The organism is Thiobacillus sp. 65-1402 (genome assembly GCF_001897685.1).
Classification (GTDB): domain Bacteria; phylum Pseudomonadota; class Gammaproteobacteria; order Burkholderiales; family Thiobacillaceae; genus Thiobacillus.
In genome coordinates, this window is the sequence record NZ_MKUG01000080.1 from 1 (window position 1) to 18,449 (window position 18,449).

14 protein-coding genes and 1 CRISPR repeat array are annotated in these 18,449 nt (G+C 62.3%); of the genes, 2 read left to right on the plus strand and 12 right to left on the minus strand.

From position 1 onward, the window contains the following. The 8 genes from ccoG to cas4 form a co-directional block, all read right to left on the minus strand. Nucleotides 1-829: cytochrome c oxidase accessory protein CcoG (ccoG, locus tag BGO62_RS06715; protein WP_296640514.1), on the minus strand; the 829-nt coding region annotated here is incomplete at its 3' end. A gap of 82 nt (nucleotides 830-911) precedes the next feature. Continuing rightward, on the minus strand, nucleotides 912-1,832 hold the full coding sequence (gene ccoP, locus BGO62_RS06720) for a cytochrome-c oxidase, cbb3-type subunit III (protein WP_296640516.1): 921 nt from the start codon (nucleotides 1,830-1,832) through the stop codon (nucleotides 912-914). Continuing rightward, nucleotides 1,829-1,996, minus strand: a complete 168-nt coding sequence (locus tag BGO62_RS06725; protein WP_296640518.1) for a CcoQ/FixQ family Cbb3-type cytochrome c oxidase assembly chaperone — start codon at nucleotides 1,994-1,996, stop codon at nucleotides 1,829-1,831. The genes ccoP and BGO62_RS06725 overlap by 4 nt, the downstream gene beginning before the upstream one ends. A gap of 7 nt (nucleotides 1,997-2,003) precedes the next feature. After that, nucleotides 2,004-2,606: a cytochrome-c oxidase, cbb3-type subunit II gene (ccoO, locus tag BGO62_RS06730; protein ID WP_363923958.1), complete on the minus strand. Its 603-nt coding sequence runs from the start codon at nucleotides 2,604-2,606 to the stop codon at nucleotides 2,004-2,006. Between the two features lie 14 nt (nucleotides 2,607-2,620). Further along, nucleotides 2,621-4,042, minus strand: coding sequence for a cytochrome-c oxidase, cbb3-type subunit I (ccoN, locus tag BGO62_RS06735; protein WP_296640522.1), 1,422 nt, complete (start codon nucleotides 4,040-4,042; stop codon nucleotides 2,621-2,623). A 290-nt stretch (nucleotides 4,043-4,332) separates the two neighbouring features. After that, a CRISPR array of direct repeats spans nucleotides 4,333-9,895; the repeat unit is 37 nt; unit sequence GTTTCAATCCACGCCCGACCGTGAGGCCGGGCGATGC. A gap of 178 nt (nucleotides 9,896-10,073) precedes the next feature. Then, nucleotides 10,074-10,364 carry a CRISPR-associated endonuclease Cas2 gene (gene cas2 / locus BGO62_RS06740; RefSeq protein WP_296640523.1) on the minus strand — a complete coding sequence of 97 codons (291 nt, stop codon included), beginning with the start codon at nucleotides 10,362-10,364 and terminating at the stop codon, nucleotides 10,074-10,076. A 3-nt stretch (nucleotides 10,365-10,367) separates the two neighbouring features. Beyond that, entirely contained in the window at nucleotides 10,368-11,402 is a 1,035-nt protein-coding gene (gene cas1c, locus BGO62_RS06745) for a type I-C CRISPR-associated endonuclease Cas1c (RefSeq protein WP_296640525.1), read from the minus strand. A gap of 1 nt (nucleotide 11,403) precedes the next feature. Next, nucleotides 11,404-12,030 carry a CRISPR-associated protein Cas4 gene (gene cas4, locus BGO62_RS06750; RefSeq protein WP_296640526.1) on the minus strand — a complete coding sequence of 209 codons (627 nt, stop codon included), beginning with the start codon at nucleotides 12,028-12,030 and terminating at the stop codon, nucleotides 11,404-11,406. Between the two features lie 47 nt (nucleotides 12,031-12,077). On the opposite strand from cas4, the gene BGO62_RS06755 reads away from it, so the two are divergent. Together BGO62_RS06755 and BGO62_RS16370 are read left to right on the plus strand one after the other, a co-directional pair. Beyond that, nucleotides 12,078-12,347 (plus strand): addiction module protein, encoded by a 270-nt coding sequence (locus tag BGO62_RS06755; RefSeq protein ID WP_296640528.1) that lies wholly within the window; start codon nucleotides 12,078-12,080, stop codon nucleotides 12,345-12,347. Next, nucleotides 12,337-12,630, plus strand: a complete 294-nt coding sequence (locus BGO62_RS16370) for a type II toxin-antitoxin system RelE/ParE family toxin (RefSeq protein WP_363923953.1) — start codon at nucleotides 12,337-12,339, stop codon at nucleotides 12,628-12,630. Before BGO62_RS06755 ends, BGO62_RS16370 begins: the two co-directional genes overlap by 11 nt. A 5-nt stretch (nucleotides 12,631-12,635) precedes the next feature. Here the strand turns inward: BGO62_RS16370 and cas7c are convergent, their stop codons facing one another. The 4 genes from cas7c to cas3 all read right to left on the minus strand — a co-directional run bounded on the left by cas7c (nucleotide 12,636) and on the right by cas3 (nucleotide 18,445). Beyond that, a complete protein-coding gene (gene cas7c / locus BGO62_RS06765) occupies nucleotides 12,636-13,517 on the minus strand; it encodes a type I-C CRISPR-associated protein Cas7/Csd2 (RefSeq protein WP_296640533.1) in 882 nt (293 codons plus the stop codon). After that, on the minus strand, nucleotides 13,514-15,253 hold the full coding sequence (cas8c, locus tag BGO62_RS06770; protein WP_296640535.1) for a type I-C CRISPR-associated protein Cas8c/Csd1: 1,740 nt from the start codon (nucleotides 15,251-15,253) through the stop codon (nucleotides 13,514-13,516). Before cas8c ends, cas7c begins: the two co-directional genes overlap by 4 nt. Continuing rightward, nucleotides 15,250-15,915, minus strand: coding sequence for a type I-C CRISPR-associated protein Cas5c (gene cas5c, locus BGO62_RS06775; protein WP_296640539.1), 666 nt, complete (start codon nucleotides 15,913-15,915; stop codon nucleotides 15,250-15,252). Before cas5c ends, cas8c begins: the two co-directional genes overlap by 4 nt. 283 nt (nucleotides 15,916-16,198) lie before the next feature. Beyond that, nucleotides 16,199-18,445, minus strand: a complete 2,247-nt coding sequence (gene cas3 / locus BGO62_RS06780) for a CRISPR-associated helicase Cas3' (protein WP_296640541.1) — start codon at nucleotides 18,443-18,445, stop codon at nucleotides 16,199-16,201. Between the last annotated feature and the right edge of the window lie 4 nt (nucleotides 18,446-18,449).

Genomic DNA, 18,449 nt, shown 5'->3' on the forward strand with positions numbered 1-18,449 from the left:
CCTGCACGCAGACTTCGCAGTCGACGCAGGTGCCGAGCCCGGCGGCCTTGTAGTCGGTCTTTTTGCTGCGCGGCCCGCGCGGTTCGCCGATCGAGCTGTCGTAGGTCACGGTCAGCGTGTCGGAGTCGAACATCACGCTCTGGAAGCGCGCGTAGGGGCACATGTACTTGCACACCTGCTCGCGCATGAAGCCGGCGTTGCCCCAGGTGGCGAAGCCGTAGAACAGGATCCAGAAGGTCTCCCACGGGCCGAGGCTGGCGCTCGCCACTTCGGCGGCGAGCGTCTGGATCGGGGTGAAATAGCCGACGAAGGTGAAGCCGGTCCACAGCGCGATCAGCATCCAGACCAGGTGCTTGAGGCCGCGCCGGCGCAGCTTGTTGGCGTTCCACGGCGACTGGTCGAGCTTCCTGCGCGCGAGGTGGTCGCCTTCCAGCCAGTTTTCCACCCACATGAAGATTTCCGTGTACACGGTCTGCGGGCAGGCGTAGCCGCACCACAGCCGTCCGGCCACCGCGGTGAACAGGAACAGCGCCAGCGCCGAGAGGATCAGAAGGCCGGTGAGATAGACGAAATCCTGCGGCCAGAACACCAGACCGAAGATGTAGAACTTGCGCGCGGCCAGATCGAATAGCACCGCCTGGCGGCTGTCCCATTGCAGCCAGGGCAGGCCGTAATACAGCACCTGGGTCAGCAGCACCAGCGCGATGCGCCAGCTGGCGAACACGCCATGCACCGAGCGCGGCTGGATTTTTTGCCGGATCGCGTAGAGCTGCTGCTCGATCGGCGTGTCGGCGGGGGCGGGCTGCTTGTCGTCTGTCACTGCTTTCATCCGTTAAGGCTGAGCCGCCTGAGCGTACTGGGGCAATACGCTCAGGCGGCCCGCCGGAAGCATTCCGGCGAGCGCCCGTTGCTTACTGCTGTTGCGACAGGCCGTACACGTAGGCCGCCAGCAGGTGCAGCTTGGCTTCCTTGTTCGAGGTGGTGCCGAGGGTCTGCGCCATGGCCGGCATCACGCCGTTGCGGCCTTTGGTAATGGTCTCGATGATCGTGGCCTCGCTGCCGCCGTACAGCCACACCTTGTCGGTGAGGTTGGGCGCGCCCAGCGCCTGCATGCCGGTGCCGTCGGGCATGTGGCAGGCGGCGCAGTTTTCGGCGAATTTCACCTTGCCTGCGGTTGCCAGCGCGGCGTCGTGCTTGCGGTCCGACAGCGATAGCACATAGTTGGCCACCTCCTTCGTCGCTTGCGGGCCGAGCGCTTCGCCCAATGCGGGCATGATCCCGCTGCGGCCGCCGGTAAGGGTGGTGACGATGGTGTCGGGGTCGCCGCCATAGAGCCAGTCGTGGTCGGTCAGGTTGGGGAAGCCCTTGGCGCCGGTCGCATCGGAGCCGTGGCACTGCGAGCAGTAGGTCAGGAACAGGTTCCTGCCGATGGCGCGCGCCTCCGGATCGGCAGCCACGCTGGCGATGTCCTGCTTCATGAACCTGGCGTACACCGGCTGGAATTTGGCTTCGGCGGCCTTCACCTCGGCCTCGTACGCGCCGCTGGAGGTCCAGCCCAGCACGCCGGCGAAGTTGCCCAGCCCCGGCCACAGCAGCAGGTAGGCCACCGCAAACACCAGGGTGCCGTAGAACAGCCCCAGCCACCAGCGCGGCAGCGGGTTGTTCAGATCGCGCAGGTCGCCGTCCCAGGTGTGCTCCATCAACTCGGGCTTTTCGCCGGGCGCCAGCTTGCGGGTGGTCTGCGAGCGGAGAAACACCCAGGTGCCGACGATGCTCGCCACGGTGATGACGCTGATGTAAATCGGCCAGAAGCCGTGTGTGAAATCGCTCATTGCTTGTCTCCTTGCTTGGTGGGAGCGTCGTCTTCGCTGAAAGGCAGCTTGCCGGCGTCTTCGAAACGCTGCTTGTTGCCTTTGCTGTAGGCCCACCAGACGATGCCGATGAACACCAGGATGAAGACGACTGTGACGATGCCGCTGATGGTTCCGCTGTCCATAGCTGCCTCAGATCCTGGGGGCGTGGGTGCCCAGCACCTGCAGGTAGGCGATCAGCGCCTCGAGCTCGGTCTTGCCTTCCAGCGCGGCCGGCGCGGCGGCGATTTCCTCCTCGGTATAGCCGTGGCCGACGATGTTCAGCGTGCGCATCTTTTTCTGGATCGCGGCGTCCTTCAGCGGACGGTCGAGCCAGGGGTAGGCCGGCATGTTGGATTCCGGCACCACGTCGCGCGGATTCATCAGGTGAGCCGTGTGCCAGGCGTCGGAATAGCGCCCGCCGACGCGATGCAGGTCGGGGCCGGTGCGCTTGGAGCCCCACAGGAAGGGACGGTCGTAGACGAATTCGCCCGCCACCGAATAGTGGCCGTAGCGTTCGGTTTCGGCGCGGAACGGACGAATCATCTGCGAATGGCAGCCGACGCAGCCTTCGCGGATGTAGATGTCGCGTCCCGACAGCTGCAGCGCCGTGTAGGGCTTCAGGCCCGCCACCGGGGTGGTGGTGGAGGTCTGGAAGAACAGCGGCACGATCTGCACCAGGCCGCCGACGCTGACGACGAGAATGGTCAGCACGATCAGCAGGCCGAGGTTCTTTTCGATAGTTTCATGCGAAATCATGTTCGGTCTCCTTAGGCGTGGACGACTTGCGGAATGGTGGCGTCATTGACGACTCGTCCGATGCGCACGGTCTTCCAGACGTTCCAGGCCATCATCAGCATGCCGCTGAAAAACAGCACGCCGCCCAGCAGACGGATGCCGTAGAACGGATACATGGTGTTGAGCACCTGGGCAAAGCTGTAGGTCAGCGTGCCGTCGGCGTTGGCCGCGCGCCACATCAGGCCCTGCGCCACCCCGGCGATCCACATCGAGGCGATATACAGCACCACGCCGATGGTGGAGAGCCAGAAATGCCATTCGATCATCTTGGTGCTGTACATCGATTCGCGGCCGTACAGGCGCGGAATCAGGTAGTACATCGAGCCGATCGTGATCATCGCCACCCAGCCGAGCGCACCGGAATGCACGTGGCCGACGGTCCATTCGGTGTAGTGCGACAGCGCGTTCACCGTCTTGATCGCCATCATCGGACCTTCGAAGGTGGACATGCCGTAGAACGACAGTGCGGTGACGAGGAACTTCAGGATCGGGTCGGTGCGCAGTTTGTGCCATGCGCCCGACAGCGTCATGATGCCGTTCATCATGCCGCCCCAGGAAGGCGCCAGCAGCATCAGCGAGAACACCATGCCGAGCGACTGCGCCCAGTCCGGCAGCGCGGTGTATTGCAGGTGGTGCGGGCCGGCCCACATGTAGATGAAGTTGAGCGACCAGAAGTGGACCACCGACAGGCGGTAGGAATAGATCGGGCGGCCCGCCTGCTTGGGAATGAAGTAATACATCATGCCGAGGAAGGCCGTGGTGAGGAAGAAGCCCACCGCGTTATGGCCGTACCACCACTGCACCATCGCATCCTGCACGCCGGCATACAGTGAGTAGGACTTGGTCAGCGTCACCGGCAGTTCCAGGTTGTTGACGATGTGCAGGATCGCGATGGTCAGGATGTAGGCGCCGAAGAACCAGTTCGACACATAGATGTGCTTGGTCTTGCGCTTGGCGATGGTGCCGAAGAACACCAGCGCATAGGCCACCCACACCAGCGTGATCAGGATATCGATCGGCCATTCCAGCTCGGCGTATTCCTTGGTGCTGGTGTAGCCCAGCGGCAGGGTGACGGCCGCCAGCACGATCACCGCCATCCAGCCCCAGAAGGTGAAGGCCGCCAGCTTCTCGGCCCACAGCCTTACCTGGCAGGTGCGCTGCACGATGTAGTACGACACCGCGAACAGCCCCGAACCGCCGAAGGCGAAGATGACGGCGTTGGTGTGCAGCGGACGCAGACGGCCATACGACAGCCATTCGATCCCATAGGTTAATTCCGGCCAGATCAGCTGCGTCGCCAGGGTCACCCCGACCAGCATCCCGACGATCCCCCACACCACCGTCATGATGGCGAACTGGCGGACGACCTTATAGTTGTAGGTTGTCGCTTCCATACACGTCTCCCGTGATTGATAACTGGATTAACACATGCGAATACGATGATATGCGCATATGTGGATAAATATATCCATTTAATATTGAATGTGTCAAGGAAGCACGTTCGGGCGTGTGCGAACAATGTGGCCAAGTGTTGTTTGCTTGGGAAAATGCCGCCCCTGCTCGTTGCCGGATCTGGATTTTGTATAGCCCAGTTAGCACGCGATTGATATGCGTCGATATCGTTGGGTTGATTACTCGATCGTGCGATGCTTCTGGCCCGAATAATCAAGTTGGTAGCTACGAGGTCTCGATCTGCGCCCGACCGTGCGGCCGGGCGATGCCAGACATGGAGCAGCTCGTCGGCTATGTGCAGTCGTTTCAATCCACGCCCGACCGTGAGGCCGGGCGATGCTCTTCTTCCAGCGCCAGGGTGGCGATGCCGTTGGCGTTTCAATCCACGCCCGACCGTGAGGCCGGGCGATGCTTGGCCTCGACCTCGATTTGTGTCACGTCCGCCTTGTTTCAATCCACGCCCGACCGTGAGGCCGGGCGATGCCGGGATTCCGGGGCTTCCCCGCAGCGCGATCGGCGTTTCAATCCACGCCCGACCGTGAGGCCGGGCGATGCGTGTAGATCGTGCCTTCGATGATGGTGCGCTTGTTGTTTCAATCCACGCCCGACCGTGAGGCCGGGCGATGCTGGCTGCGAGGTGGCGTATGCCCGAGCTGTGGAAAGTTTCAATCCACGCCCGACCGTGAGGCCGGGCGATGCGCCCGACGGCGTCGCGCATGCGGGTCTGGAAGTCGGGGTTTCAATCCACGCCCGACCGTGAGGCCGGGCGATGCTTACGGTTGCCGGTGCGAGTTATGCAACATACCCTGTTTCAATCCACGCCCGACCGTGAGGCCGGGCGATGCCCGCCGACACCGGCAAGGCGGTCAAGATCAGCTACGTTTCAATCCACGCCCGACCGTGAGGCCGGGCGATGCCGCGGCGGCGTCGATGTCGTCCAGCAGAGTACGGATGTTTCAATCCACGCCCGACCGTGAGGCCGGGCGATGCGAAAGATTCTGGAGGTGCTGGCACAAACTGGGATGTTTCAATCCACGCCCGACCGTGAGGCCGGGCGATGCACGATGAACGTGCGGCCGAACCATGCCGTGTCGCTGTTTCAATCCACGCCCGACCGTGAGGCCGGGCGATGCCGGCGGAGACGTCGCCGGTGGGCGTATCGTTGACCGTTTCAATCCACGCCCGACCGTGAGGCCGGGCGATGCCGGCATGGGCCTGCTCGTCTGCGGATATTGTGGAGTTTCAATCCACGCCCGACCGTGAGGCCGGGCGATGCGCTGGCTGCCGGAGGCACCGGGATTGGAGGTGATATGTTTCAATCCACGCCCGACCGTGAGGCCGGGCGATGCGCGGATGCTCGGCAGGAATTCGTGCTTTTCCCACGATGTTTCAATCCACGCCCGACCGTGAGGCCGGGCGATGCCCGCCAGTCAGGTATCCCGTCGATCCACCCCTGATGTTTCAATCCACGCCCGACCGTGAGGCCGGGCGATGCGTCGTGTTCGAGACCTTGCATATCGCCTCGCCAATGTTTCAATCCACGCCCGACCGTGAGGCCGGGCGATGCGATACCGCCAGCGAAATCAGCGGTATCGTCGGCACGTTTCAATCCACGCCCGACCGTGAGGCCGGGCGATGCGCAGACTTCGAGCCATTCGCGCGGGGTGTTGGGTTGTTTCAATCCACGCCCGACCGTGAGGCCGGGCGATGCAGTTGCCGCTGGTGGTGGCGGACGCGGCGGATGTGTTTCAATCCACGCCCGACCGTGAGGCCGGGCGATGCTAGCCGCGTCGATGCGGGCCTTGAGCTTTTGCTGGTTTCAATCCACGCCCGACCGTGAGGCCGGGCGATGCAAGAAGGTAGGCGACGACACGACACCGCCCTTGGCGTTTCAATCCACGCCCGACCGTGAGGCCGGGCGATGCGGAACAGCTGCAGCACTTGGCTTCCAGTGGCGCGGTTTCAATCCACGCCCGACCGTGAGGCCGGGCGATGCCACGTAGATCGGCTGCGCGAAGTCGGGGTGGTCGTTTCAATCCACGCCCGACCGTGAGGCCGGGCGATGCGTGATGGTGGCGGTCTTGATAAGCTCATCCCCGGTTTCAATCCACGCCCGACCGTGAGGCCGGGCGATGCCGGCGTGCGCCTGCTCTCCAGCGTGGCCAGAATGTTTCAATCCACGCCCGACCGTGAGGCCGGGCGATGCGGGTGGTCTGGTGGTCCCGCTCACGACGACGTGGTCGTTTCAATCCACGCCCGACCGTGAGGCCGGGCGATGCGCCGCCCACCTGCTGGGGATCATTCGGGAAGTGGAGTTTCAATCCACGCCCGACCGTGAGGCCGGGCGATGCTTGAGCGCCGGGTTATGCGGCGGACTAAATGGAGGTTTCAATCCACGCCCGACCGTGAGGCCGGGCGATGCACGGCCGCCGCCGATCTTGCGGCGACCGACGGCATGGTTTCAATCCACGCCCGACCGTGAGGCCGGGCGATGCCGCCTACTCCGAGCCCCAGCCCCAATGCTGTATTGAGTTTCAATCCACGCCCGACCGTGAGGCCGGGCGATGCGCGCCGATCATTTCCTTGGTCACGGTCGTCATTTGTTTCAATCCACGCCCGACCGTGAGGCCGGGCGATGCGATTTGAACCCGCCCTTGGTGAGGCCGGTCGCGGTGTTTCAATCCACGCCCGACCGTGAGGCCGGGCGATGCTTGATGCCGTCGATGAAGGTCTGCGCGGCCAGCTTGTTTCAATCCACGCCCGACCGTGAGGCCGGGCGATGCGGCAGTCAATCCACTCTTGGCCATCCGCTCCGCCCGTTTCAATCCACGCCCGACCGTGAGGCCGGGCGATGCCCGATACCGTGGGCGATACCGCGTTGCCCGACTTGTTTCAATCCACGCCCGACCGTGAGGCCGGGCGATGCCATGGGCAAGACGGCATTCGCAATGCAGATTGCAGCTTGTTTCAATCCACGCCCGACCGTGAGGCCGGGCGATGCCCGGTGGCCGAAACCTCAGGCCGCACCAGGTCGTTTCAATCCACGCCCGACCGTGAGGCCGGGCGATGCCGGTGCAGCGGACGATGGCGCATATCAGCAAGGATGTTTCAATCCACGCCCGACCGTGAGGCCGGGCGATGCATACAAGCATCCGCTATGGCAGAAGCGACGTCTAGTTTCAATCCACGCCCGACCGTGAGGCCGGGCGATGCTTCTCCTGCTTGCGGCGGTTCACCAGACCGGCGAGTTTCAATCCACGCCCGACCGTGAGGCCGGGCGATGCCCCCGGCAGCGGCCTGCCACGACAGCAGCATGGTGTTGGTTTCAATCCACGCCCGACCGTGAGGCCGGGCGATGCGCGACGGCGGCCAGCGCGGTGACGATGTCGGTGTGTTTCAATCCACGCCCGACCGTGAGGCCGGGCGATGCTCGACATCGTCCTGCCGCGCGCGCTCTATCACGCGTTTCAATCCACGCCCGACCGTGAGGCCGGGCGATGCACCATCGGCCTGCAGACCGGAGACGGCGGCGTAGCGTTTCAATCCACGCCCGACCGTGAGGCCGGGCGATGCACTGCGTTGTCGCGCTCGAGGTCGCCTTGCAAAACGTTTCAATCCACGCCCGACCGTGAGGCCGGGCGATGCGCTGCGCACGGTGAGGCCGAGCACGACCGGCAGTGTGTTTCAATCCACGCCCGACCGTGAGGCCGGGCGATGCGCGGCGCCTTCAGCGGCCTCTGCTGCGCTGTTCGTGTTTCAATCCACGCCCGACCGTGAGGCCGGGCGATGCCGCGCGCCTTGGTCACGGCTTCCTTGTCCTTCGTGTTTCAATCCACGCCCGACCGTGAGGCCGGGCGATGCGAGGCCTCGGCATCGGGGGCCGTCACCCTGCGCGTGTTTCAATCCACGCCCGACCGTGAGGCCGGGCGATGCGTCGATCTGCAGGCTGAGTGCGCCAACAGCAAACGTTTCAATCCACGCCCGACCGTGAGGCCGGGCGATGCGATTCTTGGTTTTTGGCATCCCGTTGCTCAAGATGTTTCAATCCACGCCCGACCGTGAGGCCGGGCGATGCCGCCGGGCGGCACGATCTCGGTCTGGATTTCCTCGTTTCAATCCACGCCCGACCGTGAGGCCGGGCGATGCGGCTGGCCCCGGTGGTGCATCCGCTGCAATCGATCGTTTCAATCCACGCCCGACCGTGAGGCCGGGCGATGCCGCTGGAGGCGCGCGACAAGTGGAAGCTGCAGAAGCTGTTTCAATCCACGCCCGACCGTGAGGCCGGGCGATGCTCGACGGCAGCACTTCGGAGGTGACCCACTTGCGGTTTCAATCCACGCCCGACCGTGAGGCCGGGCGATGCGCGAGAACGCCGCGGCGGCCGGCAACGGCGGGCTGTTTCAATCCACGCCCGACCGTGAGGCCGGGCGATGCCAGGGTCTGGTAATCCTCCTTGTCGTCATACGCAGGTTTCAATCCACGCCCGACCGTGAGGCCGGGCGATGCCGAATGCACCCGCTTTGCCGTCGCGCTGGCGGAATGGTTTCAATCCACGCCCGACCGTGAGGCCGGGCGATGCCTGGCTCGATCTGGCGATCAAGTGGCTCGGCGCGAAGTTTCAATCCACGCCCGACCGTGAGGCCGGGCGATGCACGAGTTCGTCGGCGAAGTCGTGCAGCCGGTGTGGGTTTCAATCCACGCCCGACCGTGAGGCCGGGCGATGCGCCGACCAGCCGACCTGCTTGCCGATGTAGTTGATGTTTCAATCCACGCCCGACCGTGAGGCCGGGCGATGCAATTTGCTGAATGGACTCTCTTGATCACCACAGCGGTTTCAATCCACGCCCGACCGTGAGGCCGGGCGATGCCAAGCTGATGCTGGTCTCCTCCCCCACGATCAAGGTTTCAATCCACGCCCGACCGTGAGGCCGGGCGATGCGAGTAGCATCATGGCAGCTGTCGTACAGATCATTGTTTCAATCCACGCCCGACCGTGAGGCCGGGCGATGCGGTTGAAGCGGCGGCCAACCCGTCCGCCACCGTGTTTCAATCCACGCCCGACCGTGAGGCCGGGCGATGCGCGGCTGTCCGAGATGACGCTGCCCAGGCCGGTGTTTCAATCCACGCCCGACCGTGAGGCCGGGCGATGCAGGCGGGAATTACGGTGGTGACGGCGTCGGACTCGTTTCAATCCACGCCCGACCGTGAGGCCGGGCGATGCCTGCGCTGGCCTCGGCGGTGCCGCCGGCGAGCCAGTTTCAATCCACGCCCGACCGTGAGGCCGGGCGATGCGGCCGATCCATCCAGTACCTGGGAGCACACCGAATGTTTCAATCCACGCCCGACCGTGAGGCCGGGCGATGCGGGCTTGCCGCAGGCGTGCTGCACAGGCTCTGTCAGTTTCAATCCACGCCCGACCGTGAGGCCGGGCGATGCGTGACGCCGAACGGCGGCGACATCACCATCACATGGTTTCAATCCACGCCCGACCGTGAGGCCGGGCGATGCGCCATGCTTGGCGGCGAGTCAGGCTTAAACCACGTTTCAATCCACGCCCGACCGTGAGGCCGGGCGATGCCCTGGCGGCGTGGTGCTCGCGCCGGAGATCGTCGTGTTTCAATCCACGCCCGACCGTGAGGCCGGGCGATGCCTGGCGGCGTGGTGCTCGCGCCGGAGATCGTCGTGTTTCAATCCACGCCCGACCGTGAGGCCGGGCGATGCCCTGCGGCGCACCGCCCTGCGTGACCGCCGCCGCGTGGTTTCAATCCACGCCCGACCGTGAGGCCGGGCGATGCCCCGTTGCAGTAACGTGTTGTTTGCTTTGCGAAGCGAGGCCAGTTTGCGCGAACCCGTTCCGCGAAGCAATGCGATTCGGCGCCGTTGCAGTATCGGCAGATTCCAGATTGTTAAAGAACAAGGAGTTATCGTGTGCGCGAAATATCAGGGGTTGGGCCATCGATTGAGGTTCGCGCGTCATACGACGAGGGGGCCTTCGAAATCCACCGAGCGGAAGCAACCATGTTGCTTGACGCGCAGTTCGACTGGTTCGGTGATGCGATAAAAGCGCAAGTTGTCTTGGTTCACGTCAATTTCGGCAAGAAGCTCACGTTCGAGTTGCTCGAATTGCATTTCGTTGACAGTGCATTCAAAGACGGATTTTTGTACACGCTGGCCGATACGCTCGCAAGCCTTGGCGACGCGACGCAGGCGTTTGCGTCCGGCAGAGGATTCAGTGGATACGTCGTAGGTGACGATGACAAGCATGAGTTATTTAGCCATGTAGGGCAGGTAGCTTTCCATTTCGCCGCGCAGGGTGCGTGCCATGAAACGGGCCTGGATGAAGGGTAGCAGGGCGAACGGCAGTTTGGATTCGGTGAGCGGATGCATGATTTCTTCCTGCTTGCGCTCTTGCCAGGCGGTCACGACGGTACGGCGGCCCCGGTCGCTGAGCATGACTGCGCCACCCTCGCGCAGGTCGAAATCCTTTTCGCCAACCTGGCCCCGGTTGATGAGGGTGAGCGCCAGCCGGTCGCACAGGATGGCGCGGAATTCTTCCTGCAAATCCAGTGCAAGGGCTGCACGACCGGGGCGAACGGCATGCAAGAATCCGAGCTGCGGGTCAAGGCCACAGGCTTCGAGCGCCGAACGGCAGTCGTTCATGAGCATGGCGTAGAGAAACGAGATCAGTGCGTTGAAACGGTCGAGCGGCGGGCGGCGGGTGCGGCCGTTGAGCTGGAAGTTTGTACGAAACGCGGGTTTGACAACAAGATTCAAGGCTTCGAAATAGCCGCGTGCGGCTTCGCCTTCCACACCGCGCAATTCATCCAGTGTGTTTGCAACGGCTGTAGCGCGCAGCGAGGCTGCGAGATTGTCGGCAGTGCGGGTGAGACGTGCTGCCTCGGATTCGTCTTCTGCCTCGCGTGCACCGCGCTGCAAAACACTGCGGCTGTTCTTCAGCTTGCCGGCCACGCAGGCACGGGCGAGTTCGAGCGTGGCGGCGGCGTCGCCTGCCGCGCGGTGCTGGGCCTGGCGCAGCAGGACGTTGCCGGAGACTGGGCCTTCGAGCCGTGCCTTGAAACGGCCGGAGTCATCCAGCAGCACCAGCGATTTGCCTTCGTCGGCCAGGCGGTGCATGAGCGCGGGCGAGACCATGACGTTACCGAAGCAGACCAGCCCGCCGACATGATGGAGCGGTACCTGGAGTTTTTTTTCGCGTTCGACATCGATGCGCACGGTGGCATTTTCCAGGTGGGCGTAGGCCTGGGGTGTCATGATGTAAAGGGTGTTCTGGATGGTATGCAACTTATTCCCCCGGGTTGAACAGATCGTGCTTCTGCTTCTGCTGCCGCTGTCGTGTGTGGTCGGCGATGGCTTCGGGCTGGCAGATGTCCTTCATCGAACATTCCTTGCAGCGCGCGTCGTTGACCGGGGGTGGCAACCTGCCGGAAGCGAGCATGGCGCGGATCGCCTCGGCTGTTTCCACAACCCGTTGCCGCAATTCCAGTGTGATCGCCACCTCGCGCCGCCGGTGGCTGCTGGCGTGGAAGATTGCACCCTTGGGAACCGGCCGGCCGAGCATGTCTTCCAGACACATGGCCTGGGCGGCGAGCTGGATGTCGTCGTGCTGCTTTTGCCGCTTCGCGCCATGCTTGAACTCCACGGGAAACACGGTGCCGTCCGGGTGAAACTCGACCAGATCGGCCTTACCAATCAAGCCGAGCCGATCGCTCCACAGCGGCAATGCGCGCTCCACTCGTACGCCGGATTTGATCTCATAGCCGGGGGTGTCGACCATATGGTGCACCGCCTGGCCGCGCGCAGTGTGGATGTTGTCGGCGAACGCCTGCTCCAAGTGAATCAGCCCACACTGACGCGGACAGTAGGCCCAGTGCTGGAGCGCGGAGAGGGGAATCGGGTCTGCCTCGGTCATGGCGCGAGTGCTAACATGTTTACACGTAGTCATTCATGGAGCGAGTCATGGCAGCGCAATTGAAAGAGGTCGAAAACCAGGCTTTGCAGCTTTCGCCGCAAGAGCGCGGTGAACTCATCCACCGCCTGATCGTCAGCCTGGAAGGCCCGCCGGAGGACACCCCCGAAGCCATCGCCCAGGCCTGGGACGAGGAAATCGTCCGGCGCGTGGCCGACATGGAAGCGGGACGCACGCAATGGATACCCGCCGATGAAGCCATGTCCAGAATCCGCGCCAGAATCAGCGCCGCCAAGGCCAAAGCTGCCAATGCGGATTAGCCTTTCCGACGAGGCGCAAGGCGACTTCGATGCGGCGGTTGACTGGTATATCGAAGAACTCGCATTCGCCGCAGCGGATGGTTTCGCAGACGAGTTCGAGCAGGCCTTGACGCTGCTTGCCCGATTTCCCGATCTTGGGGTGAATGGCCGACATAAAACGCGCGTGTTCACCCTGCAAAAATTCCCCTATTCGTTGATCTACCGGGTCTTTCCCGAACATGTTCGTATCGTCGCGGTTGTCCACCACAGCCGCCGCCCGGGGTATTGGGCGGGGCGGCGGTAGGTTTTTCAAGCTTTGCGCATTAGCGACACGCCAGCAGGCATGTCGGTATCGTTCACTGTCACCTCGTAATCCGTGAAGCTGCGCGGCACGGTTACGCCATCTTTCACACGTGTCTGAATCCGCTCGAACAGCGCATGCGCCGGCGCGTTGCCCAGTTCAGAATCGTGTTTGAACACATACATCCCGCGTGTCGCCATTTCGCCGCGCGCGGCCGAACGGTCGTGCTCGAACATCTGGCCGAACGCCTGCCATAGCAATTCCAGATCATCTTCGGAAAAGCCGGTCTGTTTGGCGAGGAAGCTGGACACGAAGCCGTGCGCGACGTAAAGCCCATAAGGAATGGTGTGCTTGCGGCCCATGGTGCGATTGTCGCCGTCCTGCTTTTCGGCCTCTGCTTCGGTCGCCACGGCCATGCGGGTGATCGAGTGTTCTTGCGCAATGATGGGATCGACCGACCGCGCGAAGGTTAACTGAACCGGCCCGCGCACCTGGCCGCAGTTGACGCCGGTAGACATGACCGCGCCGAAAGTGCGCACATCGAAGAAATTCTTGCACATCCAGTTGCGCGCCTCACCCACAGCGTCGCCACCCTTGCGCTTCTTGTCATCTCCCTTCAGCAAGTCCGCCTTACCGATGCCTTCGTAAGCGCGCTCGTGAGTCTTGTTGAGGATGGCTTTTTCCTTTACATAAATTTCATAGGGCGGCTGCTCGCCTTTGACCAGCCCGACGAAGTTACGCACCTTGCGCTTGAGCGACACATCGGTGACCAGACCGTGGCCGGTCTCGGCATCCAGACGCGGCAGGTTGCCAGCGTCGGGGTCGCCGTTGGGATTGCCATCCTTCACGTCAAACAGAAGCACAAAGTCGTAGCGGTTGGTCAGGCTCATTTGGATTCCTCCGGAGTGGTCATGGATTTGGTGAAGAAGGCTTGGCGCTGGTGGTAGTAGCCGAGTGCGAAACGGCCTTGGTCCTGCAAGGGGAGTTGACGCGGAAAGTCGGCGACTTCGCCGAGGATTTCGCCGAGCAGCCTTTCCATTTGTGTGGCGCGACCGGGCGACAGCTTGCCGATGTGGTGATTCTTCAGGCGCAGCAATGTGGTGAAGACGGAAACCGGGGTGCTCGACGCTGCCCCGTAATAGCGGTCGCGGATGGTGGCGTTGAGTCCGGGGCTGGCTTCTTCCTGGATTTTTTCCAGCGCCGCGAACAGCCGCCCCAGTCGGTAAGCCGGGTTGAGGTTGGACAGGTCAAGCATGGGCAGGAACTCCTTTTCTTGAGTTTTGCGGGAACGAATCCAGCGGTTGAGACTGGCCTTGATGGCAGCAGCACGGGCGTAGGTGGGTTTTTGCTCGGCACGGCAGCGTGCCACGGCCAGATTGAGCATGGCCATCGGGTAAGGCAGGCCTTCGAGAACGGTGCGCATGACCTCGCCACCCAGATTGGGGGGGATGTTGTCGGCCTTGTTCAGCAAGGCGAGCCCAGTGAGCAGGCGGAACAGAGAAAGGTGTTCTGGCTCGTAGTCAGCGTGGACGACGGCCAGATCGTCGAAGTGCTGTTTGATGCGAAGTGCCAGTTCGGCAGCGGTGGCGGTTTCCCAGAAGCGGATGCTGATGCGCGCGGCGTTGGGGGCCAGGCCAAGTACATGAAAGCGCGTATCCGGCCCGCCGACGCTGAATTTGCCTGACTCGACAGCAGCGTAAAGTGCCTTTACCGCATCGGTATTCCTGTCCGGGTTGTCCTTGGGCGGCTCGCCGAACAAATCGACTATCGAACTTTCCAGCTCGTGCGACTCCTCGGCCCAGAAAACCGTGGAGGTATCGCCGACCTGAATGCGCTGCTTCGACGCCAGCAGATGATTGAGTGCTGTTGTGTAGGCGAAGGAAGCACGCAGGCTGACCGGCGCGTTCTCGCCGTTGCGTTCGCGTTTTCCGTAGGACTCGAATGCGCGCGCGTTGAAGGAAACGATATTGCAGCCGGCAGGCTGCCCACCCCAAACGCCTTTGATAACGGATTCATTCGGCGCTAGCGGCACGTCCATTTCACCGGTCACCAGACAATTGCCACGCAGTTCACTACCTGAGTGCGCTGTTGCCAAAGTGCTTTCGTAAGTGCTGCGGATAGCAGGACGCAGATGAACGCCCTCCATGTCCGATACAAGACGAAAAATGAGAACCGGATCGCGTTTCTCGAAATCCTCTTTGACCTGAAAACGCTCGACGAGCGCGGCGGCGGCTCCAGGCTGGGTTTGGAGATTGATAGCAAACTGGCGGACGGCTTTGGCGCCCGCATCGTTGATATCGCCGAGCCATTCTTGAAGCGTGGCAATGAAGCTGGCCAGCTTCATTTCGCCCTTGTTGCCTGTTCCGAAAACAAAGCTGGCGTTGTCCCAAAGCAGATTGGAATCCTTGCCGCTATTGGTGTGCTTCATCGCCTGCTTTCCAATGGCGGTCACCAACATTTCACGCGGGACGGTCTTGCCTTTCTTTTGTTCGCCAACGGCTTCGAGGTTGACGCAGACGCCTTGCTCGTCCAATACAACGACGTAATCAACACCACGGCGGATCCAACCTTCGCGGGGCAGATTGTCCACACGTTCGTAATAACGATTTAGCGCTTGCAGAATCATCCCCGCACCTCCTCGCTGTCCCATGTTGGGATTTGTACAACGCCGTCTTCCAGATTCGCACGAAAGAATCGCGGCTGCGGGTCGGCGGGTTTGGAGAAATCCAGATCGTGCAGCATGAAACCCAGGTCGCGCGTCTCGGCAATCGGTGCAGGCTCCTGTGTCGGATCGGTTATCAGCCGGAAGGCGGCGGCGAATTCGCGGCAGCCAAGGTAGGGCTGATTGACGCATTGGCCTTTGGCAGCGCGCCGCTCGAACATCTCGTGGTACTTAGTCGCGCTCGCCGCGGGATCGCGCGAGGCCAGAAACTCCAGATCGGCATGCACCCGGTAGACCACGTCGCGCAGAAACAGTCCGGCGCGCTGCTGACGGTCTTCCTCTATGTAGAGACCGAGAGCGCCCTTTCCCATTTTCATCGCCGTCTCGACATTGCGTGTAGACACCACGCTGGCTACCTCATTGCGCCGCAGGTTGATCCAGCGGATGGGTTTCAGGACTTCGATCTTGCGTACATGCCAGCGAATCGCCGGCTTCCAGAGAATCGCCTCGAAGCAGGCGCGCGCGGCGGACGGCGTCATTACGTCGTAGCTCACCCGCTCGACCTTCATTTCAGGGCGAGTGAAGCAGGCGTAAGCCCCGGACAGTTCCAGACAGTAGGTTTTCACCCCAACCTCACTTTCGTTTATCAATGGGAACGTCGCCAGAACCAACGTGCGGCGTAACCAATCACCACAATCGCCAGCAAACTGTATAGCGCGTAAAACCGGTCGGCCGGCAGTTGCATCGCAAACAGTCGCAGTTCTCGAAGTATTCCCACCCAATCCACATAACTCGTCGAGTTCATTAGTTGCCCCGTCTTTTGCATGTGCGACAACTATGAAAGGCTAGGTACGCCTTGTGGGTCTAAAACGTGTTAGACCCTATAACGGCGAGAATTATGGTAAGCGATCAAACAATAAAGCTTTGCTCCCTATTCGGTAGCCCGTCGGCCAGCAAGCCAAAACTCGTGTTGTAAAGCCAGTCACTGACCTGTACGAACAACCCCGGCATGATTTCCTCGATATCACCTTGATTCAGCAATTGCATGGCCTGATTACGGTGCAGGTTAACGGTGTAGCGTTGCAGCTTGCGCATGAGCCAGCGTTCGGGGCCGCTCTTGCGCAGGGTGGCAAGCCATTTGTCGACGCTGTGGTCCTGCCCATCCGCTCCTTGGTAGCGCACGACAATGGGCATGCTGTCTTCGTCGGCGATCAGGCGGAATTTCTCGGCGGCGCTTTTGAAGTTGACGGCGAGTGTGCTGCCCTCGACTTCCAGCAGGCCGCAGATGTCTTGGGCATCGAGTTCGCAGGCGTGGTAGAGACGCTCGAAGTAGCGGGCGAACCGATCACGTGCGAGCGGCTGATCCGTTATGCCGTACAGCACACTTTTGCAGGCGTTCTCACCTTTACGCAGCAGGCCAGGGGGCGCGGGTTTGGGCGGCACGAAGACGACGACTTCGCCTTTTTCAGCCAGTCGGCCTTCACGGTTGCAGCGCCCCGCCGCTTGGGCAATCGAGTCCAGTCCCGCAACCGCGCGGTACACGACGGGAAAATCCACGTCCACCCCGGCTTCGACCAACTGGGTGCTGACCACGCGCGTCGGCACGCTGTTCCTCAAGCGGGCTTTGATATCGGCTATGACTTGCGAACGGTGCGCGCCGCACATCAGCGCGGACAGATGCAAGGTGCCTTTCGGCATCTGTTCCCACAGTGAGCGGGCGTCCTTGCGGGTGTTGACGATGGCGAGAACGGAATCATGCGCCGCCAGTTCCGCCGATAGTTGGGGCCAGTCCGCAGGCGCGTTCCAGTCGGCCGGCAGGCGCACCTGTACTCGCTCCAGCGCTCGGTAGAGTGCGTCAGGATCGCTGATGATTTCGCGTACGTTGTCGAGGCCGCGTAGATTTTGTTGGGCGTCGAAATATTCGTGTGTGCTCAAGGCGGGCTGGGTCGCTGTGGACAGAACGACAGTCACGCCGTAGTAGCGCGTCAACAAATTGAGCACGTCGAGGATGGGTTGAAGGAACTCTGGTGGCAGCAGTTGTGCCTCGTCGAGGATGACCACCGAGTCGACCAGATTGTGCAGCTTGCGGCAACGCGAGGTGCGCGCGGCGAATAGCGATTCGAAGAACTGCACATTGGTAGTGACGACGATGGGTGCATCCCAGTTCTCGCAGGCCAGGCGGGAAGCGGAATTTTCGCGGCCTGGCTCGGATTCGGCGTTGCTGTGGTGCTCGATGATTGCGTCACCGAAGATGGAACGGAAGATGTCGGCTGTTTGCTCGATGATGCTGGTGTAGGGGATGACGTGGATGACGCGGCGTTTGCCGTGCGCGCGGGCGTGTTCGAGTGCGAAGGCCATGCCCGACAACGTCTTGCCGCCGCCGGTGGGGACGGTCAACGAGAACAGGCCCGGGGCGAGCGCGGCCTTGGTGCGGCATTCGGCAAGTATCTCCGCCCGCAGCGTGTTGACTGGCGAAGGCTGGGCCTTGGCAGTAAGGCCCGCCATGTGGGCATCGAACAGTGGTGTGAGTTCTTCGAGTGTTGGCCAAGCATTGCGCTGTGCGAACTTGTCTGGGTCCATGTAGCGCTCGGTGTCGAGAAAATCGGCATCGACCAGTGCCGAGAACAGCATACGTACCCAGAGCGCGAAGCCTTCCTTGCCACCGGGTATGGCCTGCAAATCCGGCTTGAAGTCACCTGAGTCCAGTAGTTCGGTGGGCGGATTTTCCGCCAGCGCTTCGCAAAGCTCGGCACGGCTGTCCGCATTGCCGAGTCGCACTTCCAGGCCACCAAACCAGTCCGCCAGCCCGGCATGGTGCCCGGCGATCAAATACGCCAGCACGCGGCCAGCCGGGCCAAAATGGTCGCAGGAGAGCAATGCGCCAGCAGTCGAGTGAGGTGCTTTTCCTGTCTCGCCTTTGATATGGGCGTCGGCCTCGAATCCGCTGGCGAGCCGGATGTAGTTTTGGAACCGTACGCGGTATTTGCCAAGGTCATGCCAGCGGCCGGCGAGTCGTGCCCAGTCTGCCCCATAGTGCTGCGCAAAACCGGCTGCCAACGCGCCGACTTCGTGTAGATGTTCGGCCAGGTCGTGGGGATCCCGCCAGTTGCCATTGGCATCCTTGGCTGCGTGCGCGATGGGAATGCGGGTGTCCATGCCG